Source organism: Halorhodospira neutriphila (assembly GCF_016584055.1).
In the GTDB taxonomy this organism is placed as follows: domain Bacteria; phylum Pseudomonadota; class Gammaproteobacteria; order Nitrococcales; family Halorhodospiraceae; genus Halorhodospira; species Halorhodospira neutriphila.
This window is the reverse complement of record NZ_NRSH01000016.1, coordinates 1-25,484: the sequence shown is the minus strand read 5'-3', so window position 1 is coordinate 25,484 and position 25,484 is coordinate 1. Positions and strand designations below refer to the sequence as shown.

Genomic DNA, 25,484 nt, shown 5'->3' with positions numbered 1-25,484 from the left:
GGCGGCGGTTGGCGAGCGCCGGGGCCGCGGCGATCAGGCAGCCGGCCGCCCAGGCGATCCGGCCCCAGGGCGGCAGCTCGAGCGCCGGCGCCAGCAGCGCCGCCAGCACCGCGGCGCCGAGGGCGGCGGCCCCGGCGCCCCCGTCACCCGGGGGGCGGAAGCTGATCGCCCCGGACGCGCTCGACAATCCAGAGCAGCTCCCCGTCGTCCGTGGGCCGCGCCTCGCCGAGGAGCCACGCCTGCAGGCGGTGGTCTTCCTGCTCGAGCAGGCGCTCGAAGGCGGCCCGCCCCTCGGCGCCGAGCGCCGGGTAGCCGCTGTCGAGGAAGCGCTCGAGGAGGACGTCGAGCTCCTTCGTCCCCCGGCGGCAGTGCCAGCGCAGGCGCTTGGCGGTAGTCGTGGCCTCGCTCATCCTCATTGCAGTGCAGCTCTCTTCCCTTAGAGCTATGGGCTATCCCGCGGCGCTAGAGCTCGCGCTCGGCGATCATCCGCTTGATCTTGGCGATGGCCAGCCCCGGGTTGAGCCCCTTCGGGCACGTCGCCGTGCAGTTCAGGATCGTATGGCAGCGGTGGAGGCGGTAGGCGTCGTCCAGGGCGTCGAGCCGCTCGCCGGTGGCCTCGTCGCGGCTATCGGCGATCCAGCGGTAGGCCTGGAGCAGCGCCGCCGGGCCGAGGTAGCGGTCACCATTCCACCAGTAGCTCGGGCACGCCGTCGAGCAGCAGGCGCAGAGGATGCACTCGTAGAGCCCGTCGAGCTCGGCGCGCTCCTCCTTCGACTGCAGCCGCTCGCGGTCCGGCGGCGTCGGCGTCCGCGTCTGGATCCACGGCTCGATGGCGGCGTACTGGGCGTAGAAGTGGTTGAGGTCGGGGACCAGGTCCTTGATGACCTCCAGGTGCGGCAGGGGGTAGACCTTCACGTCGCCGGAGATCTCCTCCAGCGGCTGGGTGCAGGCCAGCGTGTTGACCCCGTTGATGTTCATCGCGCAGGAGCCGCAGACCCCCTCGCGGCAGGAGCGCCGGAAGGTCAGCGTCGGGTCGACCTCGTCCTTGAGCTTGAGCAGGGCGTCGAGGACCATCTGCCCGGCATTGGCGGCGTCGATGATGTAGGTGTCCATCCGCGGATTCGCGCCGCCGTCCGGGTCGTAGCGGTAGATCCGGAAGCGCCGCGTCGGCCCGTCGCCGGTCGAGGCGTCGTAGGTCAGGCCCTCCCGAATCCGGGAGTTGGCGGGAAGTCTGAACTCTGCCATGGTCTTCTCCCTCGGATACTCAGTAGACCCGGGCCTTGGGCGGGATCGGCTCCACCTCGCCGGTCAGCGTCTGGAGGTGCACCGGCCGGTAGTCGATCTCGACGGCGCCGCTCGGGCGCATCGTCGCCAGCGTGTGCTTGAGCCACTGCTCGTCGTCGCGCTCGCTGTAGTCCTCGCGGGCGTGGCCGCCGCGGCTCTCCAGGCGGTTGCGCGCCGACTCGATGGTGGTCACCGCGCAGCCGAGCAGGTTCTCCAGCTCCAGCGTCTCGACGAGATCGGAGTTCCAGATCAGCGAGCGGTCGGTCACGGCCACGTCCTCGAAGGAGCGCAGCACCTCGCCCATCATGCGGGCGCCCTGCTCGAGGACCTCGCCGGTCCGGAAGACCGCCGCGTACTGCTGCATCGTCTGCTGCATCTGCCCGCGGATCTGCGCCGTGGTGCGGCTGCCCTGGGCGGTGCGCAGCCGCTCGAGGCGCTGTAGCGCCGGATCCACGGCGCCCTCCGGCAGCGGCGAGTGCGGCTTGCCGCGGCCGCCGACCACCTCCGCGGCGCGGTGCGCCGCCGCCCGGCCGAAGACGACGAGGTCGAGCAGGGAGTTGGAGCCGAGGCGGTTGGCGCCGTGGACCGACACGCAGGCCGCCTCGCCGATGGCCATCAGCCCCGGCACGACGGCCTCGGGGTCGTCGCCGCGGCGGTGGACGACCTCGCCGCGGTGGTTGGTGGGGATGCCGCCCATGTTGTAGTGCACGGTCGGCAGCACCGGGATGGGGTCCTGGCTGACGTCGACGCCGGAGAAGATCCTCGCCGTCTCGGCGATGCCGGGCAGGCGCTCGCGGATGACGTCGGCGCCGAGGTGCTCGAGGTGGAGGTGGATGTGGTCGCCCTGCTCGCCGACGCCGCGGCCCTCGCGGATCTCCACCGTCATGGCCCGGGAGACCACGTCGCGCGAGGCGAGGTCGCGGGCGGTGGGGGCGTAGCGGTCCATGAACCGCTCGCCCTGGGCGTTGGTCAGGTAGCCGCCCTCGCCGCGCACCCCCTCGGTGATCAGGCAGCCGGCGCCGTAGATCCCCGTGGGGTGGAACTGCACGAACTCCATGTCCTGGAGCGGCAGCCCGGCGCGCAGGACCATGCCGTTGCCGTCGCCGGTGCAGGTGTGCGCCGAGGTGCAGGAGGCGTAGGTCCGGCCGTAGCCGCCGGTGGCGAGGACCACCTGGTGGGCGCGGAAGATGTGGACCGTGCCCGTCTCCAGGTCGAGGGTCACCACGCCCCGGCAGGTGCCGCCGTCCATGATCAGGTCGATGGCGAAGTGCTCGATGTAGAACTCCGCCTCGTGCTTGAGGGCCTGCTGGTAGAGGGTGTGGAGGATGGCGTGCCCCGTCCGGTCGGCGGCGGCGCAGGTGCGCTGCGCGGTGCCCTTGCCGTAGTGGGTGGTCATGCCGCCGAAGGGGCGCTGGTAGATCGTGCCCTCCTCCGTGCGCGAGAAGGGCACGCCGTAGTGCTCGAGCTCGACGATCGCCGGGACCGCCTCGCGGCACATGTACTCGATGGCGTCCTGGTCGCCGAGCCAGTCGGAGCCCTTGATGGTGTCGTACATGTGCCAGCGCCAGTCGTCCTCGCCCATGTTGCCGAGCGCGGCCGAGACGCCGCCCTGGGCGGCGACGGTGTGGCTGCGGGTCGGGAAGACCTTGGTCACGCAGGCGGTGTTCAGCCCCTGCTGCGCCATGCCGAAGGTGGCGCGCAGGCCGGCGCCGCCGGCGCCGACGACGACGACGTCGTAGGTGTGCTCCACCGTCTTGATTGAATCTGTCATTGGCCCTTTAGCCCCCCAAAGCAATACGAACGACCGCGAGGCTGCCCGCGACCACCAGGGCGAAGCAGACGAGGTAGAGGAGCATGAGGCTCGCCACCTTCAGCCCCTCGAGGTGGACGTAGTCCTCGATCACCACCTGCACGCCCAGGGCGGCGTGGTAGAAGAGCACGGCCAGGGCGACGATCAGCAGCGTGGCGTTCAGGGGGAAGGCCACCCAGGCGCGGGCGCTCTCGAGGTCCGCCCCGGCCTGCAGGGCCAGGCCGCCGGCCAGCCAGGCCAGCAGCGGCACCAGCAGCACCGAGGTGATCCGCTGCCGCCACCAGTGGCTGAAGCCGTTCTTCGTCGACCCCCGCCCGTGGGCCCGTGAGACCGCCGTCTCGTAGCTGCGCATGGTTACGCTCCCCCCAGGTAGCCGAAGTAGCCGAGCACCCCCAGCCCCCAGATTACCGCCGCGAGCACCGGCGTGCCGATGATCACCAGCCAGCCGCCGCGGTAGACGGCGGGCAGCTCCAGCGCCCGCCCGGTGTCCCAGACGAGGTGGCGGATGCCGTTGCAGAAGTGGTAGGTCAGCGCCAGGGTGATGACCGCGAGCACCGCGAGGCCGAGCCAGCTGCCGAGCAGCCCCTGCACCGTCGCGAAGGCCTGCGGCCCGGCGGCGAGCGCCGTCAGCCACACGACCAGCAGCACCGCTGCCACGGCGAGGAAGACGCCGCTGCCGCGGTGGGCGATGGACAGCAGCGAGGTCATCTGCGGCCGGTAGATCGTCAGGTGGGGTGAGAGCGGGCGATTCGAGCTCTGCATGGCTAGCTCCCTCCGCGCAAAGGGATCCGCTGCGGGGCCGAGGGCTGCAGCGCACAATAAAGAGTAGGAAACGGTCGGATAAGCTATAGCCTCGCCGGGGCGAATGCAAGCCACACCCCTTGAGGGAGTGGTACGCTTGGAAAATGGTAGACGATCCCCTGCCCCAGCGGCCGCTCGAGGCGTGGGGGGACGGCTCCGGGTACGGCATCCTCGCGGTGGCCGGCGCCGAGGCCCACGACTTCCTGCAGCGGATCCTGACCGCGGATATCCCGCCGCCCGGCGCCCCGCGGACGGCCCTGGCCGGGCTGTGCACCCCCCAGGGCCGGCTGGCCGCCCTCGCCCGGGTGGTGCCCTGGGGCGACGGCTACCGGCTGATCCTCCCCGCCGACGGGCTTACCGACACGGCCCAGCGCCTGCGCCGCTACGTGCTGCGCTCCCGGGTCGAGGTCACCGAGGGGCCTGATGACGCCCAGCTGGCGCAGGCTGCCGGGGACAAGGCGCGCGCCCGGCTCGCCGCCCGCGGCGCCCTGCCCGCCGAGCCGGGCGGCACCGCCCCCTGCGGGGAGGCGCTGCTCGTGCGCCTGCCCCACGCGCCGGAGCGCTACTGGCTCCTCGGCGCGGCGGCGGCGCTGGCCGACGCCCTCGCCGAGATCCGGGCCGCGCTGCCGGAGGCCGGCCCCGAGGCCTGGCGCCTGGCGGAGATCGCCGCCGGCATCCCCGAGGTGCGGGCCGGTGGGCGGGAGCAGTTCCTCCCGCAGGGGATCAGCCTCGACCTGCTCGGCGGGGTCAGCTTCAGCAAGGGGTGCTTCCCCGGCCAGGAGGTCATCGCCCGCACCCACTACCGCGGCCGGGTCAAGCAGCGCCTCTACCGCGCCGCCGGCGCGGGCCGGCCGCCGGAGCCCGGCGCCCCCGTCCGCGACGAGGAGCAGGAGCGGGCCGGGGCGATCGTCACTGCGGCCCCGGACCGCGGGGGCGGCTTCGCCGCCCTCGCCTCGCTGCGCCCGGAGGCGGCAGCGGCGCGGCTCTGGACCGAGGGCGGTGAGCTGGCCGGCGTCGAGCCGGTGCTCGACGAGGGCTGATCGCCGCCGCCGGCCGCCTCGCTACGACTCCGGGCGCATGGCCGGGAAGAGCAGGACGTCGCGGATGGAGTCGCAGTCGGCGAGGAGCATGACCAGCCGGTCGATGCCGATGCCCTCCCCCGCGGTGGGCGGCAGGCCGTACTCCAGGGCGCGGATGAAGTCCGCGTCGTAGTGCATCGCCTCGTCGTCCCCGTCGCTGCGCTCCTGGGCCTGCTCGCGGAAGCGCGCCGCCTGGTCCTCGGGGTCGTTGAGCTCGGAGAAGCCGTTGGCGATCTCGCGGCCGCCGACGATGAGCTCGAAGCGCTCGGTGAAGAACGGCGCGTCGTCCCGGGGGCGGGCCAGCGGCGAGACCTCCCGCGGGTAGTCGGTGATGAAGACCGGCCCGTGGAGCTGCGCCTCGGCGGTCTCCTCGAACAGGGCGAGCAGGATCTTGCCGAGCCCGTCGCCGGCGCCCACCTCGATTCCCCGCACCCGGGCCGCCTCGGCCGCCCGCTCGCGCTCCGCCAGGTCGGCGGCCGCCAGGTCCGGGTTGTAGCGCAGGATCGCCTCGTTCAGGGAGAGGCGCTCGAAGGGCGAGGCGAAGTCGTAGGTCGAGCCCTGCCAGTGCACCTGCCCGGTGCCGAGCACCTCCTGCGTGAGGTGGCGCAGCAGCGACTCGGTCAGCGCCATCAGATCCCGGTAGTCGGCGTAGGCCTGGTAGAACTCGAGCATCGTGAACTCCGGGTTGTGCCGGGTTGAGATGCCCTCGTTGCGGAAGCTGCGGTTGATCTCGTAGACGCGCTCGAGGCCGCCGACGACAAGACGCTTGAGGTAGAGCTCCGGGGCGATGCGCAGGTAGAGGTCCCGGCCGAGCGCATTGTGGTGGGTCACGAACGGCCGCGCCGCCGCGCCGCCCGGGATGGGCTGCATCATCGGCGTCTCCACCTCCATGAACCCCGCCTCGTCGAAGTAGCGGCGCAGGGCCGAGAGCAGGCGCGTGCGCAGGGTGAAGACGCGGCGGCTCTCCTCGTTGACGATCAGGTCCAGGTAGCGCTGGCGGTAGCGCGTCTCCGGGTCGGTCAGCCCGTGCCACTTCTCCGGCAGGGGGCGCAGGGACTTGGTCAGCAGCCGCAGCGTATCGCACTGCACCGACAGCTCGCCCTTGCGCGTGCGGAAGAGCGTGCCGCAGGCGCCGACGATATCGCCGAGATCCCACTCCTTGAACGCCCGGTAGGCCGCCTCGCCGAGATCGTCGCGGCGGACGTGGAGCTGGATCTGGCCGCTGCGGTCCTGGAGGTGGGCGAAGCTCGCCTTGCCCATCACCCGCCGGGTCATCATCCGCCCGGCGATGCACACCCGCGCCCCGGCCGCCTCCAGCGCCTCGTCCGCCATCCCGCCGTAGCGCTCGTGGATCGTGGCGGCGAGGGTGTCGCGGCGGAAGTCGTTGGGGAACGCCGGGGCGTCCGCCTCGCGCAGGCCGGCGAGCTTCTCGCGGCGGCGGGCGATGAGCTTATTCTCGTCGGTCTCGTCGGACATCCGCGGTGGGTCTCCCGTCGTCGTCTCGTGGCAAGGGGGCTAGACGCCGGCCTTGAGGCTGGCCTGGATGAAGGGGTCGAGGTGGCCGTCGAGCACGGCCTGGGTGTTGCCGATCTCGACGCCGGTGCGCAGGTCCTTGATCCGGGAGCTGTCCAGGACGTAGGAGCGGATCTGGCTGCCCCAGCCGATATCGGCCTTGCTCTCCTCCTGCGCCTCGGCCTCGGCGCGGCGGCGCTGCATCTCCAGCTCGTAGAGCTTGGCGCGCAGCTGGCCCATCGCCGTGGCGCGGTTCGCGTGCTGCGAGCGGCTGTTCTGCGACTGCACCACGATGCCCGTCGGCTGGTGGGTGATGCGCACGGCCGACTCGGTGGTGTTGACGTGCTGGCCACCGGCGCCCGAGGCCCGGAAGACGTCGACACGCAGGTCCGAGGGGTCGATCTCCACCTCGACGTCGTCGTCGATCTCCGGGGAGACGAAGACCGCCGCGAAGGAGGTATGCCGGCGGTTGCCGGAGTCGAAGGGCGACTTGCGCACCAGGCGGTGGACGCCCGTCTCGGTGCGCAGCCAGCCGAAGGCGTACTCGCCGGAGACCTTGACGGTCACCCCCTTGAGCCCCGCCTCCTGGCCCGGCGTGGAGTCGAGGACCTCGGTCTCGAGGCCGCGGCTCTCGGCCCAGCGCAGGTACATGCGCAGCAGCATCTCGGCCCAGTCCTGCGCCTCCGTGCCCCCGGAGCCGGCCTGGATCTCGAGGAAGGCGTTGTTCGCGTCCATCTCCCCGGAGAACATGCGCTGGAACTCCAGGGTCTCGATCTCCGAGCGGGCCCGCTCGACGTCGGCGGCGACCGCCTCGAGGGTCGCCTCGTCGCCCTCCTCCCGGGCCATCTCGATCATCTCGGGGGCGTCGTCGATCCCGCCGGCGATGCGCTCCAGCGTGCCCAGGGTCGACTGCAGCTGGGCGCGCTCGCGGCTCAGCGCCTGGGCGCGCTCCGGCTCCGACCAGACCTCGGGGCGCTCGAGCTCGCGCTCGACCTCCTCGAGCCGCTCGCGCTTGCCGGCTTCGTCAAAGATACCCCCTCAGGGCTTCGAAGCGCCCTTGCAGGTCCTCGATCTTCTCGATCAGCGGATTGATCTCCATCGGATCCTCCCAACGGGTGCTGTGCCGCCAGACCCCGCCGGGGTGGCCGTCAAACGGCGGCATGCTACTACATCCGCTAGGCAGGAGGCATCCTTGCCGGCAGACTGGAGGGCTCCAACGCGTCGAGAGGAGCCACCCATGAGCACCCCTTCCGGTGACCCGGCCGCCGGCCGCCAGCGGCTCGCCTGGGCCCGCGAGCATATGCCGGTGCACGCCGCGCTGCGCGAGCGCTACGCCCCCCGCCGGCCCCTCGAGGGCCTCTGCGTGGCGGTCTGCTCGCACATCGAGGCCAAGACCGGCGTGCTGCTCGAGACCCTCGCCGCCGCCGGCGCCGAGGTCGTCTTCACGGGCAGCGAGCCGGGCTCGAGCCAGGACGACGTGGTCGCCGCGCTCAACGAGCAGCCCGGGATCTGCGGCTACGCCCGCCGCGGCGTCAGCGAGGCGGAGCTCGAGGCGCTCCACCTCCTGGCGCTCGACCACGCCCCGGCGCTGATCCTCGACGACGCCGCCGAGCTCACCGCCCGGCTCGTCCACCGGCGCCCCGAGCTGCTGCCGGGGCTGCGCGGGGTCTGCGAGCAGACCACCACCGGCGTCCAGCGTATCCAGGCCATGCTCGGCGACGGCGCCCTGCGCTTCCCGGCGTACGCCGTCAACCACACCCCCATGAAGCACGAGTTCGACAACATCCACGGCACCGGCGAGTCGGCGCTGACCAACCTGATGCTGACCACCAACCTGCTGCTCGCCGGCAAGCAGGTGGTCGTCGCCGGCTACGGCGACTGCGGGGTGGGGCTCGCCCACAAGGCGCGCGCCTGGGGCGCCCAGGTGACGGTCACGGAGGTCGAGCCGCGCCGGGCCCTGCGCGCCCACATGAACGGCTTCGCCGTGCGCCCCATGGCGGAGGCCGCCGAGATCGGCGAGCTCTTTATCACCGCCACGGGCAGCCGCGACGTCATCCGCCGCGAGCACTTCGAGCGCATGCGCGACGGCGCGGTGCTCGCCAACGCCGGGCACTTCAACGTCGAGATCAGCGCCGACGACCTCGCCGGGCTCGCCGTCGAGCGCCGCCAGGCCCGCGAGGGGGTGGAGGCCTTCGAGCTCGCCGACGGCCGCACCCTCCACCTCGTCTGCGAGGGCCGGCTGGTCAACCTCGCCGCGCCTACGGCCATGGGGCACCCGGCGGAGGTCATGGACCAGACCTTCGGCGTGCAGTTCATGGCGGCGCTGCACCTGCTCGAGCACCACGAGGCGCTCGCCGCCGGGGTCCACGCCGTGCCCGATGAGGTCGACCGGCGGACCGCCGAGCTCAAGCTCGAGACCCTCGGCGTGGCCACGGACCGGCTGACCGAGGCGCAGCAGCGCTTCCGCCACGCCTGGCGGGCCGAGGAGATCCTGGCGCGCTAGGCGCGCCCGTTGTCCCGGCGCGCGGGTTGTCGATCGGCGAAGAAGATCGTAGGGTACTGCACGATGTCGAACCTGAAGCGAGACAACAACCCCGAGCGCCACGAGGGCCCGGATCACAGCTCGCCGTATCCGGTCAGCCGGCTGGCGGCGCCCATCGACCTCGTGGATACCGCCCGCGAGATCCAGGACGCCGACCAGGCCATCGGCAACCGCACGAGCGCCAAGCTCACGGCGATCGCCGACCAGATTCGGGCGCTGCAGGAGCAGGCCCGCGAGGTCCTCGAGGAGAGCCAGCGGGACATGGACCTCCACCGGGCGCGCTGCAGCTTCCAGCGCCGCCCGGGGCATGTCTACCACCTCTACGAGGACGACGGCGGCGGGCTCTACTTCTCCATGCTCGCCCCGGAGGACTGGCGGGAGGGCCCGCCCCACGCCTACAAGGGCTCCTACCGGCTCGAGGCCGACTACTCCTGGACCCCCCTCGAGCAGGTCGATCAGCCCGACGAGACCCGCGAGATGGTCCGCCAGCTGATCGCCGACTACCGCGGCCAGGAGTAGCCGCGGCACGCCGGCCCTCGGCCGGCGGGGGCGCCGCGGCGCCCCCGGGCCCTCGGCTCAGGCCTGCTCCTCCTCCGCGCCCCCGAGGGCGGCGACACGCCGCTGCAGGGCGTCCGCGATCCGCTCCTCGGCCGTCTCGCCGCGGCCCTCGGCGAGCAGCGCCTGCGGGTCGACGGCCTCGCCGAAGCGCACGCGCAGCCTCGCCCGCCAGGGCGGGAAGCGCCGGCCGATGGGCAGGGCGCGCTCGGTCCCGGCGATGTGCACCGGCACCGCCGGCGTGGGGTGGGCCTGGAGGAGCAGCCCGATCCCGGAGTGGAAGGGCTGTATCCGGGGCGCGTTCGAGCGCTGCCCCTCGGGGAACCAGACCAGGCTCTCGCCGCGTGCCAGCGCCGCCGCGCCGAAGGCGAGGCTGGTGCGCGGCCCGGTGTAGGGGTCGATGGGCAGCACCCGCGAGGCCCGGCTGAACCAGCGCACGAGCCGGTTGCTGAAGAGCAGCCCCGTGAAGCCGGCCCAGAAGGTCCGCGCCAGCCGCGAGAGGGGGAGCGCGGCCCCGAGCGCCGGGGCGTCGAGGGCGCTGCGGTGGTTGGGGATGAAGACCACCGGCCCCTCGGGCAGCCGCCCCCCGGAGCGCTCCACCGCCAGCCGGCAGTAGCCGTGCAGGATCGCCCAGTTGGTGGCGTAGAGGCACCCGCCCAGGGCGCGGGCGGCCCGGGGGCGCGGGGCCAGCCAGCGCAGCTGCGCCTCGTTGAGCAGCTGCTCCGGCTCGCGCAGCTCCTCGAGCAGGGCCCGCGCCTCGCCCCGCGCCTCCTGGGACTCGGCGGCCTCGCGCAGCAGGTCGCGCACCGACTCGATCCGGCTGATGGCGTCCTCGTCCAGGGCCACGGCGGTGCGCTCGCGCAGCTCCAGGGTCAGGTCGATCCAGCCCAGGGAGTCGATCCCCAGGTCGAGCTGCAGGTGGGTATCCGGCGTCAGCCGCCGGTCGGCGTAGCGCGCCGCCAGCGCCTCCCAGACCCGCCGGGCGGCGGGGATCTGCAGCAGCTGCTGATCCTCCGCCGCCATGGCCTCCTCGTCCATGGGCCCGGCGGCCCCGCCCGCCTGCGCGGCGCCCTCCGCGCCGAGCTGCTCGTAGCGCTCGCGCAGCTTGTGCCGGCGCATCTTGCCCAGGCGGGTGCGCGGCAGGGGCTCGGGGCTGACGCGGTAGTCGCTGATGCGGTGGTGGCTCGGCAGCCGCTCGCCGCACGCCTGCAGGGCCTCGTTGAGGCGCCGGCGCACCGCCGCCTCGTCGAGGCCGCGGACCGCCTCGGGCTCCGGGTGGAGCACCGCCGCCAGGCGCCCGCCGTGCGCCAGGACGCCGGCGTCGCGGATGGCCTCCGCGCCCGTCAGGGCCTTCTCGACCCGCTCCGGGTCGATGTTCTCGCCGCCAGCGAGGACGATCATCTCCGAGGCCCGCCCCTCGAGGTGGAGGTAGCCGTCGCCGTCGATCCAGCCCAGGTCGCCGGTGCGGTAGAAGCCGTCGGCGGTGAAGGCGCGGGCGCTCTTCTCGGGCAGGTGGCGGTAGCCGGCGAAGACGTTCGGCCCGCGGGCGAGGAGCTCGCCGGCGCCGCCCTCCCCCTCGGCGTCGATGCGCAGCTCCACGCCGGGCAAAGCGAGCCCGGCGCTGTCGACCCGGATCCGGTCCGGCGGGTTGTAGGTGAGGATCGGCGAGGTCTCGGTGAGCCCGTAGCCGGTGGCCACCTCCCAGCCGAGGGCGCGCAGGCGCTCGGCCAGCTCCGGGGGCAGGGGGGCGCCGCCGGAGACCACCATCCGCATCGCGGGGGCCATGCGCTGGTGCAGCCCCCGGAAGAGGTACGGCCCGAGCCGCCACCCGAGGCGCTGCCGGGCGCCGCGGGAGAGCCCGAGCAGGGCCTCGAAGGCGCGCTCGGCGAGCCGCCCCCGCTCGGCGAGGCGGCCGCGGATGGCGCCGTCGAGGGCCTCGTAGAGCCGGGGGACGCCGATGAGGATGGTGGCCTCGCCCTCGCGCAGGGCGCGCACGATCTGCGGGCCGAGCACCGAGTACGGCAGAACGATGCTCGCCCCGAGGGCGAGCGGGGTCAGCAAGCCGACGGTGAAGGGGTAGACGTGGTGGCACGGCAGCGGGACGAGGATCCGGTCGTCGCCGTAGGCGAGCTCCTGGCCGAGCAGCGCGGTGAGGTTGGCGGCGATGTTGGCGTGGGTCAGCGGCACCCCCTTGGGCTCGCCGGTGGTCCCCGAGGTGTAGAACAGGGCGGCGGTCTCCTCGGGGGCCACCGTCCGGGGGCGCTCGGCCCCGCCCCGGCACCAGGCCTGCCAGCCGCCCTCGGTGCCTCCCTCGTCGTCGAGGCGGATCGGCTCGGGGGGCTCCTCGAGCCCGAGGGTGTCGAGCCGGCGCGCCGCCTCGCCGGCGGTGAAGAGGTAGCGGACGCCGCTGTCGGCGAGGGCGTGGCGCAGCTCGGCGGCGGGCATCTGGGTATCGAAGGGGGTGACCACCGCCCCGGCCTCGAGGATCGCCAGGCAGGCGACGATCCACTCGGCGGAGTTCGGGGCGAGCAGCCCCACCGGCTCGCCGCGCTCGACGCCGGCGGCGGCCAGCCCGGCGCCGAGCCGCCGGGCGGCGCCGGTGAGCTCGCGGTAGCGCCAGCGCACCAGGGTGTGCTGGGTCAGCTCGCAGACCGCCTCCCGGTCGCCCTCCTCCTCCGCCAGGCCGTCGATCAGGGCCTGCAGGGTCTCCATTCGTCTCGTCACGCTGCCTCCCTCCCCGCGGTCGAGTCCTCGCCCCAAGGCTGTTACGATAAGCGACTCCGATCGCAACCCGCCTAGTGAGAATGGTCGCTGATACGGCAGAGCCTACCCGAATCCGAGAGATTCCCTATAACTACACCTCTTTCTCCGACCACGAGATCGTCACCCGCTTTCTCGGCGAAGAGACCTGGGCGCTGCTCAACGAGCTGCGCAGCGAGCGCCGCACCGGCATCTCCGCGCGCATGCTCTTCGAGGTCCTCGGCGATCTGTGGGTCGTTACGCGCAATCCTTACATCCAGGATGACCTGATCAACACCCCCAAGCGGCTGCGGGCCCTCGTCGACTCGATGCACCACCGCATCGACCAGATCGTCGCCCGCGCCGACGGCAACGACAAGGCGCTGCGCCTCGCCGAGCGCGCGCGCGACGCCGTCAGTACCTTCGAGCAGCAGTACCGCCAGGCGCGCGAGCGCCGCGCCCGCATCCGCCGCCGCCTCGCCCGCCACACCCGGCGCGACAACATCTGCTTCGACGGCTTCGCCCGGGTCTCCCACGCCACGGACGCCACCGACTGGCGCGTGGAGCTGCCCTTCCTCGTGCTCACCCCCGACACCGAGGCGGAGATCGCCCCCCTGGTCGCCGCCTGCATCGAGGAGGGGCTGACGGTCATCCCGCGCGGCGGCGGCACCGGCTACACCGGCGGCGCCGTGCCCCTCGACGCCGACTCCGTGGTGCTCAACACCGAGAAGCTCGACGGCATCTCCGAGGTCGAGCACACGGCGCTGCCGGGGCTCGAGGCCCCGGTGCCCACCGTCCACGTCGGCGCCGGCGCCGTGACCCGGCGGATCTCGGAGCGCGCCGAGGCGGCGGGGCTGGCCTTCGCCATCGACCCCACCTCCCAGGACGCCTCCACCATCGGCGGCAACATCGCCATGAACGCCGGCGGCGCCAAGGCGGTGCTCTGGGGCACGACCCTGGACAACATCGCCGCCTACCGGATGATCACCCCGGAGGCGAAGTGGATCGACGTCGAGCGCCTCGACCACAACCTCGGCAAGATCGACGAGCAGGAGACCGTCCGCTTCCGGATCACCCGCTACGCCGCCGACGGCCGGACCCCCGAGGGCGAGCCCGAGATCCTCACCTTCTCCGGCTCGGACTTCCGCAAGACGGGCCTGGGCAAGGACGTCACCGACAAGTTCCTCGGCGGCCTGCCCGGCGTCCAGAAGGAGGGCTGCGACGGGGCGATCACCTCGGCGCGGATGGTCCTCCACCGCATGCCCGAGCACCTGCGCACGGTCTGCCTGGAGTTCTACGGCTCGGACCTGCACACCGCGGTGCCGGCGATCACCGAGATCCGCGACGACCTGCTCGCCGATGAGCAGGTGGCCCTCGCCGGGCTCGAGCACCTCGACGAGCGCTACCTGCAGGCCGTCGACTACAGCCCCAAGGCGAACCGCAGCGAGACGCCGAAGATGGTGCTGCTCGCCGACCTCGCCAGCGACGACGCCGACGCCGTCGCCGAGGCGGCCTCTCGCGTGGTGCGCCTGGCCAATACGCGCAACGGCGAGGGCTTTATCGCCGCCTCCGCCGAGGCGCGGCGGCGCTTCTGGGCCGACCGCTCGCGCACCGCGGCCATCGCCTCGCACACCAACGCCTTCAAGATCAACGAGGACGTGGTCATCCCCCTCGAGCGCCTCGCCGAGTACACCGAGGGCGTCGAGCGGATCAACATCGAGCAGTCGATCCGCAACAAGCTGGGGATGATCGACGAGCTGCTCGCCTATCTCGACGGCCCCATGCCCGAGGTCCGGCAGGTCAAGGACTTCGAGGACAGCGCCGAGGGCGAGCAGATCCTCGCCGACAAGAAGGCGAGCGCCGCCTCCCACCTGCGCCGCGTCCGCGACCGCTGGCAGGCGATCCTCGACGCCTTCGACGCCCCGGCGGCGGAGTGCGAAGAGCTGCTCGACGACACCGCCCGCGCCGACCTGCGCGAGGGCGACCGCCTCGTCGACCTGCTGCTGCGCCGCAGCCTGCGCATCTCCTACCGCCACGAGGTACAGCGCCCCCTCGAGGAGACCTTCAAGGGCCGCGACCTCCAGCCGGTGCGCAAGCAGTTCACGGCGATCCACGACCGGGTCCTGAGCAGCCGGCTGTTCATCGGCCTGCACATGCACGCCGGCGACGGCAACGTGCACACCAACATCCCGGTCAACTCCAACGACTACGCCATGATGCACGAGGCCGAGGGCATCGTGGACCGGATCATGCAGCTCGCCGGCTCCCTCGGCGGGGTGATCACCGGCGAGCACGGCGTCGGCCTGACCAAGATGCAGTACCTCGACCCCGAGCAGGTCGAGCGCTTCGCCGCATACAACGAGCGGGTCGACCCCGAGGGGCGGTTCAACCGCGGCAAGCTGCTGCCCGGCTCCGGGCTCGAGGACGCCTACACGCCCTCGCTGCGGCTCGTCGAGCAGGAGGCGATCATCCTCGAGGAGAGCGAGCTCGGGGCGCTGAACACCGACATCAAGGACTGCCTGCGCTGCGGCAAGTGCAAGCCCGTGTGCTCGACCCACGTCCCGCGGGCCAACCTGCTCTACTCGCCGCGCAACAAGATCCTCGCCGCCGGGCTGATGACCGAGGCCTTCCTCTACGAGGAGCAGACCCGCCGCGGGCTGTCGCTGCGCCACTTCGACGAGATGAACGACATCGCCGACCACTGCACGGTCTGCCACAAGTGCCTCAGCCCGTGCCCGGTGAACATCGACTTCGGCGACGTCACCGTGCGCATGCGCCGCATCCTCAAGGAGCGCCGCCAGCGCCGGGCGCGGCTGCCGGCCAAGCTCTCCATGGCCTTCCTCAACGCCACCGACGCCCGGCTGATCAACGCCATGCGCCTCGGCCTGGCGCGCTTCGGCTTCGCCGCGCAGCAGCAGGCCTCCCTCGCCGGCCGCCGCCTCGGCCTCCTGCCCTCCAGGCGCCGGCCGGCGAACACCACCAACGGCCTGAGCGCCCCGGCGCAGGCCGTGCACCTGGTGCAGAAGCCGATGCCCGGCGACAAGGTCCCCGAGCGGGGCATGCGCGCCGTCATCGGCGCCGAGGAGCCGGACCACGTGCCCATCGTGCGCGACCCGGAGCGCACCGACGTCGACACCGAGGCGGTCTTCTACTTCCCCGGCTGCGGCTGCGAGCGCCTCTTCGGGCAGGTCGGCCTGGCGAGCCTGGCCATGCTCCACGACGCCGGGGTGCAGACCGTCCTGCCGCCGGGGTACCTGTGCTGCGGCCACCCGCAGCACGCCGAGGGCGACGAGGCGCGCGGCAAGGCGATCAGCACCGCCAACCGGGTGCTCTTCCACCGCGTCGCCAACACCCTCAACTACCTCGACATCCAGACGGTGGTCGTCTCCTGCGGTACCTGCATGAACCAGCTCCTCGAGTACGACTTCGAGCAGATCTTCCCCGGCTGCCGGCTGCTCGACATCCACGAGTACCTGCTCGAGAAGGGCTACGCCCTCGACGGCACGGCGGAGACGGCGTACCTCTACCACGACCCGTGCCACTCGCCGATGAAGACCTACAGCCCGGCGAGCACCGCCTCGCGGCTCATGGGCCAGGACGTCGAGCCCTCGGGCCGCTGCTGCGGCGAGGCCGGGCTGTTCGCCGTCGCCCGGCCGGATATCGCCTCGCAGGTGCGCTACCGCAAGGAGGAGGAGATCCACAAGGGCGTCACCGCCCTCACCGGCGCCGAGCGCGCCCAGGAGGGCGACGTCCGGATGCTCACCTCCTGCCCCGCCTGCCTGCAGGGGCTGTCCCGCTACCGCGAGGAGACCGGCATCGAGACCGACTACATCGTCGTCGAGATGGCCCGGCGGCTGCTCGGCGAGGACTGGCAGGAGCGCTTCGCCGAGCGCACCCGCCAGGGCAGCCTCGAGAAGGTCCTGCTCTAGGGGGGCGCTATGGCGGCCGAGGGCGGCGGCGCAATGGCGATGGCCAACGAGCTGCTCTGGCGCTCGGGGGCCTGGACGCAGGCGCATATCCACGATATCGCCCTCGGCCTGGTCGCCACCCTGCTGGTCATCTACGGCAGCAGCATCAACCGCGCCTTCGCCCGCACCGTCCGGCCCTACCCGTGGCTGGTGCGGGTCGTCGGCTTCGTGCTCCTGTGCGCCTTCGGCTACGGGATGCTCACGGCACTGCTCACCCCGCTACTCGCCGAGGCGCTGCTCTACATCGAGACGCGGTGGCTGGGGGTGGGCCTCCTCGCCGCCCTGCTGGTCATCGGCTGGCTCGCCGAGCGCCGCGGCCAGCTCTAGGCGGCTAGCGCGGCGGCGGCCAGAGGCGGGCGGTGGCCTCGGGGGCGAGGGGGCGGCCGAAGAGGAAGCCCTGCCCCTGGTCGCAGCCCTCCTCGAGCAGCGCGGCGTGCTGCGCCTCGGTCTCGATGCCCTCGGCGATGACGACGAAGCCGAGGCTGTTGCCGAGGGCCGTGATCGCCCGGCTGATGGCGCTGACGTGGGGGTCGTCGGGGAGGCCGTCGACGAAGGAGCGGTCGATCTTGAGCCGGTCGACGGGCAGGTCCTTGAGGTAGCTCAGCGCCGAGTAGCCGGTGCCGAAGTCGTCGATGGCGACGGTGATCCCGATCTCGCGCAGGCGCTGGAGCTTGCTGACCGCGCCCTCGTCGGGGTCCACCAGCAGGCTCTCGGTGATCTCCAGCTCCAGGTGCTCCGCCCCCAGGCCGGTCCGCTCCAGCGTGGCGCAGACCCGCTCGACGAAGTCGGCCTCGCCGAGCTGCGGCGCGGCGATGTTCACCGCCATCCGCTCGAGCGCGTAGCCGTCCTCGAGCCAGGCGCGGGCCTGGGCGCAGGCCTGCTCGAGCACCGACTCGCCGAGGCGGACGATGAGCCCCGTGCGCTCGGCCACCGGGATGAAGCGCCCCGGCGAGATCCAGCCGTGCTCCGGGTGGTGCCAGCGCGCCAGGGCCTCGAGGCCCAGCCAGCGGCCGCTGGCCAGGTCGACCTGGGGCTGGTAGTGGGCCACGATCTGCCCCTGGGCCAGGGCCTGGCGCAGCTCGGCGGCGAGCTGGACCCGCTCGCGGGCCTGCTCGGTGAGCTCCTCGCTGAAGAAGCGGTAGGTGATGCCCTCGCGCTTGGCCTGGTACATCGCCGTATCCGCCTGCTGGATCAGCTCGGCGCCGGTGCTCGCCTGGTCCGGGTAGACGCTCAGGCCGATCCGCGTGGTGACCGGGATCTCCTGGCCCTCGACGACGAAGGGGGCGTCCGTCCCGGCGAGGATGCGCTCGGCCAGGGTGACGGCGTCCTCCAGGCTCTGCAGCTGCGGCGCCAGGACGCCGAACTCGTCGCCGCCGAGCCGGGCGACCGTGTCCTCCTCGTCGATCGCCCCCTGCAGGCGCTCGCCGAGCAGCTCGAGGATCTGGTCGCCCACCGAGTGGCCGAGGCTGTCGTTGATGGTGCCGAAGTCGTTGATATCCAGCGACAGCACCGCCAGGGGGCGGCCGCCGCGCTGGCTCGAGACCAGCGCCTGGTCGAGCCGGTCGTGGAAGAGGAGGCGGTTGGGCAGCCCGGTGAGCGGGTCCATGTGCATCATCCGCTCGAGCTGCTGCTGGTACTCCTTGACCCGCGAGATGTCGGAGAAGACCGCCAGAAAGTGGGTGCGGTAGCCGGCCTCGTCGCGGACCTCGCGGATGGTGACCAGGGCGGCGAAGGCGGTGCCGTCGCGCCGCCGGTTCCAGATCTCGCCGCTCCAGTAGCCGCGCTGCTCGATGGCCTCCCACATCGCCGCGTAGAAGCTCGCGTCGTGGTAGCCGGAGCTGAGCACGCGCGGGTTGTGGCCGAGGATCTCCGCCTCGCTGTAGCCGGTGATCTCGGTGAAGGCGCGGTTGACGGCGACGATCTGCGCATCGGCGCCGGTGATCAGGATCCCCTCGTGGGCCTCCTCGAAGACGATCGCCGCCCGGCGCAGCTCCATCTCCACCCGCTTGCGCTCGGTGATGTCGTGGAGGTTGAGCAGCCGCGCCGTGGCCCCCTCCCAGTGGACCTCCCGGACGCGCATCTCCACCGTGCGCGTCTCCTTCTCCGGGGTCCGCAGCTCGATCTCCTGGGGGTGGGTGGCGGTGACCGGGAAGCCGAAGGAGCCGCCGAGCAGATCGCCGGGCGAGCGGTTGAAGAGCTCGCCGGCGGTGGCGTTGGCGTAGACGATGGTCCCCTGGGGGTCGACGACGAGGATCCCCTCGGTGGTGTTGGCGAGCAGGTAGTCGAGCTGGTTCTCGCGCTCGCGCAGCGCCTGCGCCGCCGCCTTGCGCTCGCTGATATCGCGCAGGACGCGGACCTGGTAGCGCCGCCCCTCGAGGGTCAGCGCCGCCGTGGAGATCTCCACGGGGATTAGCCGGCCGTCGCTGTGGCGGGCCCGGGCCTCCTCGATATCGCCGCTGCCCTGCTCTGCGCCCATCCGGCGCAGGCGCCGCTCCGGCAGCAGGGCCTCGTCGAAGAGGCGGCCGTTGAGCTGCTCGGCGGCGAGGCCGAAGAGCGCCTCGGCGGCGGGGTTGCAGAAGACGACGCGATCCTGCTCGTCGGTCATGACCATGCCGTCCTGGGCGGCGCCGGCGAGGGCCTGGACCTTGGCCTCCGCCAGGGAGCGCTGGTGCTCGGCCCGGCGCTGCTCGGTGACGTCCTCGAGGATGTGCACCGAGTAGCGGTACTCCCCGGCCGCGCCGTTGACGCCGAAGGAGCGCGAGACGAAGGTCTCGCCGCCGTCGATCTCGAACTCCTCGACGGCCTCGGCCTCATCCTCGGGCAGGCGCCTGCCCGCGAGCCGCTCCCGGAGGACCTGGCCGCAGCGCGGCAGCGGCCCCCGCCGCCGGGGGAAGACCTCCCAGTAGGGGCGGCCGCGGATGGCCTCCAGGGACATGCCGGCCCGCTGGCAGTAGGCGGGGTTCGCCGTGATGATCCGGTGGTCGGCGTCGTGGATGAAGATGGGGTCCTGGATCGCCTCGAGCGCCGCGCTCCAGTCGATGGCCGCCGCCCAGCAGCGCCCCTCCGCCTTCTCAGCGGCTTGATGGCCCCCGCGAGCGCCGTACGGTCTGCTCGTCATTCGGCTGGTCCTCCGCCCGGATGCCGCACCCGATGCACGTGGGGCTCTAGCGTAAAGACTTACCGGACCAAGGGGAACCTCGCGGCGAGGCCTAGCGGCCGCCGCCCGCCGGGAGGCTCGCGTACCGGCAGACCTGGTTGCGGCCGGCGGCCTTCGCGGCGTAGAGGGCCTGGTCGGCGCGGTGCTCGAGGGTCTCCAGCGAGGCCCCGGGCTCGATGCCCGCGACGCCGAGGCTGACGGTGACCGTGCCGACCTGGCCGATGGGCCGCTCCGCCGCCGAGCGGCGGATCCGCTCGGCGAGCTCCGCGCCGCCGGCCTCGTCGGTGTAGCTCGCCAGCGCCAGGAACTCCTCGCCGCCCCAGCGGCCCAGCTCGTCGGTCTCCCGCAGCACCCCGGAGATGCGGCGGGCCAGCTCCCAGAGCACGGCGTCCCCGGCGGTGTGGCCCCAGCGGTCGTTGACCGCCTTGAAGTGGTCGACGTCGAAGAGGACGATCGCGAAGGGCGTCCCGTGGCGCCGGTAGGCGGCCTGGGCGGAGTGGAGCAGCTGCTGGAGCTTGGCGCGGTTGTAGAGCTCGGTGAGCGGGTCGTGGGAGGCGCGGCGCTCGAGCTCGCGCTGGAGCTCCTTCTGCTCGGTGATGTCCTGGACCGTGCCGAACATCCGCCGGCGCCGCCCGGAGGCGTCGTGCTCGAGCTTGCCGCGCTCGCGGATCCAGCGCACCCCGCCGTCGGGCCGGACAATGCGGTGCTCGACCTCGTAGCCGTCCTCGCGGGAGGCGTTGGCGAGCCTGGCGCGCAGCATCGGCCGGTCGTCGGGGTGGATCGACCGGAGGTAGCGGCGGAAGGAGGGGACGAAGCGCTGCGGGTCGCGCCCGAAGATGTCGTAGATCACCGGCGACCACCACAGCCGCTGCCGCCCGCTCTCCCGCTCCTGGTAGGCGAACCAGTGGCCGAGGCGGGCGATCTGCTGCGCCTCCTCGAGCCGCTGCTCGCTCTCGCGCAGGGCCTGCTCGTAGTAGCTGTACTGCTCCGTGATGTCGTTGATGGAGAGGACCACCCGCTGCGGGGCGCTCTCGCCGTCCTCGGTGAGCGGCTCGGCGTTGATGGAGAGCACCCGCGTCCCGTCCTCGGCCTCCGGCAGGGCGCAGCGGACATCGTGCAGCGCCTTGCCCGTCACGGCGATCCAGCGGAAGGCGGCGATCTCCGCCGGCACCCCGCCGGCCGGGCCGATCCCGAGCTCCTCGACGGCCTGGCCGTTGGCGTAGACCGCCTGCCCGCAGCGGTCGAGGACCAGCACCGCGACGACGCTGCTGCCGAGCACCCGGCGGAGCAGCGCGGCCTCCTCGGCACTGCCGGGATCCGGGCGGCTCAGCGGGCGGGTTGGCTTGGAACGGTCGGACACGGCCTCTTCGGCCCCTCTCTTGGTGCACGAGATCCAGGAGCGCCCCCGAGGCCCGGGCGAGTGGCAGCCGTGGGGAGCGGGCTTCTCGGGGGTGCAGAGCCAGCCGGAGGCGAACCCGTCACCCCCGTAGGGCGCAGGGAGAGGCTCGTATCCGGCGGGTGCCTAAAAGGTAAGCATTATAACACCTACAGATTGTAGTAGAACTGATGAGGTCCCGGACCGCTAGAACTGGTAGCGCGCCCCGATCCGGGCGAAGCGCCCCGGATCGGCGTAGAGCGAGGTATCGTTCTCCTCGTCGAGGAGGTTATCGACCCCCGCGTGCCAAGTCACCCCCTCCCAGCGCCGCGAGGCGAGGCGCACGTCGAGGCCGACGAGGGTGTAGGCCGCCTGCTTGACGGTATTCTGCGCGTCCTCGTAGCGCTCGCCGACCCGGCGGGCGCGCAGCCGCGCGCTCCACCGCGGCCCGGGGCGCCAGGAGAGGGCCGCCAGCGCGGTGTGCTCGGGGCTGTAGGTCAGCTGCTGGTCCGTCTCGCGGTTGACGGCGTCGAGCCAGGTCGCCTCCAGCTCCAGGGTCCAGGCGCTGGCCAGCGGCTGGGTCAGGCTCGCCTCGACGCCGTCCACCCGGGCGTCCTCGACGTTGCGCCAGGTAATATACTGCAGCTTGCCGCTGCTGTCCTTGACCGCCTGCTTCTCGATGCGGTCGTCGAACGTCGAGCGGAAGGCGGTGAGCGCGTAGCGCGACGGGCCGGCGGCCAGGGCCTGGAGCTCGCCGCTGAGGCCGAGCTCGTAGGTCCGGCTGCGCTCCGGCTCGAGGGCGAAGGCCTCCTTGCCGACGTCCCGGTCGACGACGTCGGCGCCGAGGGTCAGCCGGCCGCGCGGATCGAGGGTGTCGGTCTTGTAGGTCCGCGGCTCGGGGACCTTGAAGCCCTCGGCGTACCGCGCCTTCAGCCGGGCCTGCGGGGCCAGGCGCAGGACGGCGCCGCCCTTGAGGGAGGTCTCGTCGACCCCGGCGGAGGAGTCGTCGTAGCGGGCGCCGTAGACGAGCTCGAGGCGCTCGGCGGCCTGCCACTCGTGCTGGGCGAAGGCGCCGGCGACCCACTGGTCGTAGCTCGGCTCCCCCGCCGGCTCGTGGTCCTGGTAGCGGCGATTGCGGTGCTCGAGGCCGAGCTGCAGGGTGTGCGCCGGGCCCGGCGTCCAGAAGCCGGTGAGCTCCTGGGTTCGGTCGGCGAGGGTCACCTCCCGGGGGCCGAACTCGCTCGCCCCGGCGCTGGCGTAGCCGAAGTCCGCCCACGGGCGGACGGTGTTCGAGCGCTCCTTGTGGTACTCGCTGTAGTAGGCCCGGTAGCGCAGCCGCCAGGCCTCGGTGGCCAGCCACTCCGCGCTCGCCGACAGGTCGAGCCGGTCGTTCTCCTCGACGCGGCGGGCCGGGAAGCCCGTGATCTTGTCGCCGTCGGCATCCTCGACCTTCGCCCGGTCCTGGATGAGGTCCCGCTCGCGGGTCTCGTCCATGACCCCGCCCGAGAGCCGGAGGTTGAGCTGATCGGTCAGCCAGTGGCTCAGGGTGGCGCCGACGTTGTAGACCTCGGCCGCCTCGCGGTGGCCGGCCTCGAAGCGGTAGGCCGGCTGGATGTCGCCCGGGGTCTCGCTCGGCTCGGCGACGGCCTCCTCGGTGTAGGCGTCGCGATCGAGGACGTCGGCGAAGAGGCTGAACTGCGTCCGCTCGCCCCCGCCGCTCAGGCGCAGGCCGAGGTTGTGGCGGTCGCCGTCGTCGTCGAGCTGCGTCCCCGTCTGCAGGCTCACGCTCCCCTGCAGCCCCGGCTGCGGGGCGTGGGTGACGATGTTGATGACGCCGCCGAGGGCGTCCGAGCCGTACATCAGGCTCCCCGGCCCCTTGATGATCTCCACCCGCTCGACCTGGCTGACGGGGAGCCGGTTGACCTCGTAGCCGACGCCGGAGGCGCCGCGGATGCGCCGGCCGTCGATGAGGAAGACGGTATCCTGCAGCGCCGCCCCGCGGATGGAGGCCGATGTGCCGTCGGCGCCGATGAACACGCTCGAGTGCTCGCGCAGCGCCTCGTCGAGCATGGTCGCGCCGCTGCGCTCGAGCTCCTCGCCGCCGATGACCTCCACGCTGGCCGGGCTGCGGGCCGCGCTCCGCTCGGTGCGGGTGGGGGTGGTCACGGTGACCGCCGAGAGCTCCGCCGCGCCGGCGCCGGCCTCGGCGGCGCCGGCGGGGGCCGGCAGGGCGAGCAGGGGCAGGCTGCTCGCCAGGGTAAGGGTGATCGCGCTCCGGTGCTCCATCGAGTCCTCCTTGTGCGCCGCCCGCGCACGTACTTGCTGGCGTGAACCAGCCGCGGGGCGCAGGAGCGCGAGGAGGCCGGAGCGGCGGGAATCGAGGCGGACCCTCGCCGTGGAGGCAGCACACCCGGCCCGGCTCGCCGCGCCCCGCGGCGCCTGGGTCCCTGCAGGCCGGTCTCCGGGCTCGTGGGAGGGCCCTGATGGCCCGGGCAGATCCGCCTTCCCACGGCGCCCGCCGGTCGACGGCACGCCGCAGTGGCTCGCTGGATCCGCCCTCGCCCACTCACCGTTGCGGGGGCAGCGCCGGACTCGCCGCCTCGGCGGCTCACCGGCTTCCCGTTTAACTCGCGGCCCGGCGGGCCGCAGAGCACCTGCAGAAAGCGCCGGATCTTACTAGTCCGGCGCCGCAGAGGCCAGGGGAGTAGCGGTCAGGCCCGCTCGAGGGGGAGGCGCGCCACCCAGCTGGCGAGCTCGCCCTGCGGCTCGCACGCCAGCCAGCGCACCCCGGGCGGCCCCGCCTCGAAGGCCTTCTGCGCCGATCCGGCCCGGAACTGCACCGAGGTCGCCGGCGCCGCCAGCAGCCGCAGCCCGCCGGCCGTGCGCCGGTCCACCGCCTGGTGGACGTGGCCGAAGACGGCCGCCCGGACCTGGGGGTGGCCCTCGAGCAGGGCGCACAGCGCCGGGCCGTCCGCCAGGCCGGAGGCGTCGATCCACGCCGTGCCCACGGGGGCGGGCTGGTGGTGGAGCACGACCAGGGTGGGCGTCCGCGGCGCCGCCTCGAGCGCCCGGGCGAGCCAGGCGAGCTGCGCCTCGCCGACCCGGCCGTGGACGGCGCCGGGGAGCTGGGTATCGAGGGCGAGCAGCCGCCAGCCGCCCAGCCTCCGCTCGCGGGTGAAGGCCACGGCGCCCGCCGCGGGGAAGGCCTCGGCGAAGGCCGCCGGGACGTCGTGGTTGCCCGGCAGGACCAGCGCCGGCCGGCCGAGGGCCTCGAGATCGGCGCGGACCCCGCCGTAGACGGCGCCCTCGTCGTGGCTGATATCGCCGGTGACGAGCAGCCCGTCGATCCCGGCGGCGTGCTCGTGGAGGTAGGCCAGCACGGCGGCGTAGCGGCGGCGCGGCTCGACGCCGTGCTGGCGCCACGCCGGGTCGCTGCGCAGATGGGTGTCGGTAATCTGGAGGAGCCGCACCGCGCTCGCCTGCAGGGGGTAAGGCTTGTGCGCTACTCTAGACGAGCAGCCCCCTCACCGCCATCCCCGGAGAGCCACCGCCATGCCCCCACCGCAAAGCCGCCGCGCCCGCCAGGCCTGGGGCCACATCGACTGGCTCCTCAACCCCTTCCGGCGCCGCGAGGTCGCCGAGATCTACGACCTCATGGCCGACGACGTCCTCACCGAGCGCGGCCTCTACCTGAACCTCGGCTACTGGCGCGGCGCCGAGGACCTCGACACCGCCAGCGCCGCCCTCGCCCACCTGGTCGCCGAGACGGCCCGCATGGGCCCCGGCGATACCGTCCTCGACGTCGGCTTCGGCTACGCCGAGCAGGACCTGCTGTGGGCGCAGGCCTACCGGCCCGAGCGGATCGTCGGGCTGAACATCACGCCCTCCCAGGTGGCCGCGGCCCGCCAGCGGGTCGCCGAGCAGGGGCTCGAGGGGCGCATCGAGCTCCACGAGGCCTCGGCCACGGCGATGCCGCTCGCCGACGCCAGCGTCGACAAGGTCGTGGCGCTGGAGTGCGCCTTCCACTTCCGCAGCCGCGAGGACTTCTTCCGGGAGGCGCAGCGGGTGCTGCGCCCGGGCGGGATCCTGGTGCTCGCCGACATCATCCCCCAGCCCCCCGCCGACGGCCGGCTCCGGCGCCTGTGGCAGCGCCTGGACTGGCGGCTCGTCGCCGGCAAGTTCCTGATCCCGAAGGAGAACGCCTACCCCCGGGCGGCCTACTACGACAAGCTGGCGGCCGCCGGGCTCGAGCACGTCGAGGTCGAGTCGATCCGCGACGCCGTCTACGGGCCGCTGCACCGCTGGCTCGCCGCCAACCCGCAGGCCGTGCTGCGCCTCCACCCGGCGGCGCGCTGGGCGGCGCGGCTGACCCTGCGCCTCAGCCCCGAGGTCGTCTACGCCGGCCTCGACTACGTGCTCGCCAGCGCCGTCAAGCCGCTGCCCGCCCAGGGATGAGGGCGCTCCGCCTTCTTCTTTTGGCGCCGGGGAGTGTCCTGCCCCTGCGGCGGTGGGCCTCCTCATGCCCTGCGAACGCGCCCTTGCGGGTCCCCTGCGCTTCTCACCCGAGCGGGGCCGCGCGCTAAACTCGCTTCGCTCGGACAACGCGCGCTCGCCGAGCGGCTGGCGCCGCTCGGCGTCCCCGCTCGGGCTGCGATGCTCGGC

At 73.0% G+C, this 25,484-nt stretch carries 18 protein-coding genes and 1 riboswitch; of the genes, 6 read left to right on the top strand and 12 right to left on the bottom strand.

Translation table 11 applies throughout. From position 1 onward, the window contains the following. Positions 1-143: 143 nt before the first annotated feature. Genes CKO13_RS02785 through sdhC form a run of 5 tightly spaced genes read right to left on the bottom strand, consistent with a single transcriptional unit; the run spans position 144 to position 3,856 of the window. Positions 144-410 (bottom strand): FAD assembly factor SdhE, encoded by a 267-nt coding sequence (locus CKO13_RS02785; protein WP_200256574.1) that lies wholly within the window; start codon positions 408-410, stop codon positions 144-146. Between the two features lie 52 nt (positions 411-462). After that, positions 463-1,245 carry a succinate dehydrogenase iron-sulfur subunit gene (locus CKO13_RS02780; RefSeq protein WP_200256573.1) on the bottom strand — a complete coding sequence of 261 codons (783 nt, stop codon included), beginning with the start codon at positions 1,243-1,245 and terminating at the stop codon, positions 463-465. Positions 1,246-1,264: 19 nt separating this feature from the next. Continuing rightward, a complete protein-coding gene (gene sdhA, locus CKO13_RS02775; protein WP_200256572.1) occupies positions 1,265-3,055 on the bottom strand; it encodes a succinate dehydrogenase flavoprotein subunit in 1,791 nt (596 codons plus the stop codon). Positions 3,056-3,062: 7 nt separating this feature from the next. Next, on the bottom strand, positions 3,063-3,446 hold the full coding sequence (gene sdhD / locus CKO13_RS02770; protein ID WP_200256571.1) for a succinate dehydrogenase, hydrophobic membrane anchor protein: 384 nt from the start codon (positions 3,444-3,446) through the stop codon (positions 3,063-3,065). A 2-nt stretch (positions 3,447-3,448) separates the two neighbouring features. Further along, the gene (gene sdhC / locus CKO13_RS02765) at positions 3,449-3,856 is read right to left on the bottom strand and encodes a succinate dehydrogenase, cytochrome b556 subunit (protein WP_200256570.1); all 408 of its coding nucleotides are present in this window, start codon (positions 3,854-3,856) and stop codon (positions 3,449-3,451) included. Positions 3,857-3,999: 143 nt separating this feature from the next. On the opposite strand from sdhC, the gene ygfZ reads away from it, so the two are divergent. Next, positions 4,000-4,935, top strand: coding sequence for a CAF17-like 4Fe-4S cluster assembly/insertion protein YgfZ (gene ygfZ / locus CKO13_RS02760; protein WP_200256569.1), 936 nt, complete (start codon positions 4,000-4,002; stop codon positions 4,933-4,935). A 21-nt stretch (positions 4,936-4,956) separates the two neighbouring features. Here the strand turns inward: ygfZ and lysS are convergent, their stop codons facing one another. Beyond that, positions 4,957-6,450 carry a lysine--tRNA ligase gene (gene lysS, locus CKO13_RS02755; RefSeq protein WP_200256568.1) on the bottom strand — a complete coding sequence of 498 codons (1,494 nt, stop codon included), beginning with the start codon at positions 6,448-6,450 and terminating at the stop codon, positions 4,957-4,959. 39 nt (positions 6,451-6,489) lie between these two features. After that, positions 6,490-7,585 (bottom strand): peptide chain release factor 2 gene (prfB, locus tag CKO13_RS02750; protein WP_200256567.1). Its coding sequence is split into 2 segments (ribosomal slippage): positions 6,490-7,512 and positions 7,514-7,585, totalling 1,095 coding nucleotides; the frame shifts between segments, so codons are not numbered across the junction. 138 nt (positions 7,586-7,723) lie between these two features. Here prfB and CKO13_RS02745 point away from each other — a divergent pair. Both CKO13_RS02745 and CKO13_RS02740 read left to right on the top strand, forming a co-directional pair. After that, the gene (locus CKO13_RS02745; RefSeq protein WP_200256566.1) at positions 7,724-8,989 is read left to right on the top strand and encodes an adenosylhomocysteinase; all 1,266 of its coding nucleotides are present in this window, start codon (positions 7,724-7,726) and stop codon (positions 8,987-8,989) included. A 63-nt stretch (positions 8,990-9,052) separates the two neighbouring features. After that, entirely contained in the window at positions 9,053-9,547 is a 495-nt protein-coding gene (locus CKO13_RS02740; RefSeq protein ID WP_200256565.1) for a C1orf50 family protein, read from the top strand. A gap of 57 nt (positions 9,548-9,604) precedes the next feature. On the opposite strand, the gene CKO13_RS02735 is transcribed toward CKO13_RS02740, so the two are convergent. Then, positions 9,605-12,295 carry an AMP-binding protein gene (locus CKO13_RS02735; protein ID WP_207132059.1) on the bottom strand — a complete coding sequence of 897 codons (2,691 nt, stop codon included), beginning with the start codon at positions 12,293-12,295 and terminating at the stop codon, positions 9,605-9,607. Positions 12,296-12,387: 92 nt separating this feature from the next. Between CKO13_RS02735 and CKO13_RS02730 the strand changes: the two genes are divergently transcribed. Further along, positions 12,388-16,251 carry a DUF3683 domain-containing protein gene (locus CKO13_RS02730; protein ID WP_200256563.1) on the top strand — a complete coding sequence of 1,288 codons (3,864 nt, stop codon included), beginning with the start codon at positions 12,388-12,390 and terminating at the stop codon, positions 16,249-16,251. Between the two features lie 9 nt (positions 16,252-16,260). Beyond that, complete coding sequence (locus CKO13_RS02725) at positions 16,261-16,617, top strand: DUF3392 family protein (protein ID WP_242467853.1); 357 nt, start codon at positions 16,261-16,263, stop codon at positions 16,615-16,617. A gap of 4 nt (positions 16,618-16,621) precedes the next feature. On the opposite strand, the gene CKO13_RS02720 is transcribed toward CKO13_RS02725, so the two are convergent. From CKO13_RS02720 to CKO13_RS02705, 4 genes are all read right to left on the bottom strand, one after another. Next, entirely contained in the window at positions 16,622-19,408 is a 2,787-nt protein-coding gene (locus CKO13_RS02720; RefSeq protein WP_200256560.1) for a sensor domain-containing protein, read from the bottom strand. Positions 19,409-19,499: 91 nt separating this feature from the next. Further along, a complete protein-coding gene (locus CKO13_RS12975) occupies positions 19,500-20,807 on the bottom strand; it encodes a diguanylate cyclase (protein WP_200256559.1) in 1,308 nt (435 codons plus the stop codon). Between the two features lie 222 nt (positions 20,808-21,029). Beyond that, positions 21,030-23,108, bottom strand: a complete 2,079-nt coding sequence (locus CKO13_RS02710; protein WP_200256555.1) for a TonB-dependent receptor plug domain-containing protein — start codon at positions 23,106-23,108, stop codon at positions 21,030-21,032. A 149-nt stretch (positions 23,109-23,257) separates the two neighbouring features. After that, a riboswitch (cobalamin riboswitch) is annotated at positions 23,258-23,495 on the bottom strand. Between the two features lie 38 nt (positions 23,496-23,533). Continuing rightward, a complete protein-coding gene (locus tag CKO13_RS02705; protein WP_200256553.1) occupies positions 23,534-24,292 on the bottom strand; it encodes a metallophosphoesterase in 759 nt (252 codons plus the stop codon). Positions 24,293-24,374: 82 nt separating this feature from the next. Here CKO13_RS02705 and CKO13_RS02700 point away from each other — a divergent pair, with 82 nt between their 5' ends. After that, on the top strand, positions 24,375-25,277 hold the full coding sequence (locus tag CKO13_RS02700) for a methyltransferase domain-containing protein (RefSeq protein WP_200256551.1): 903 nt from the start codon (positions 24,375-24,377) through the stop codon (positions 25,275-25,277). The last annotated feature ends 207 nt before the right edge of the window (positions 25,278-25,484 follow it).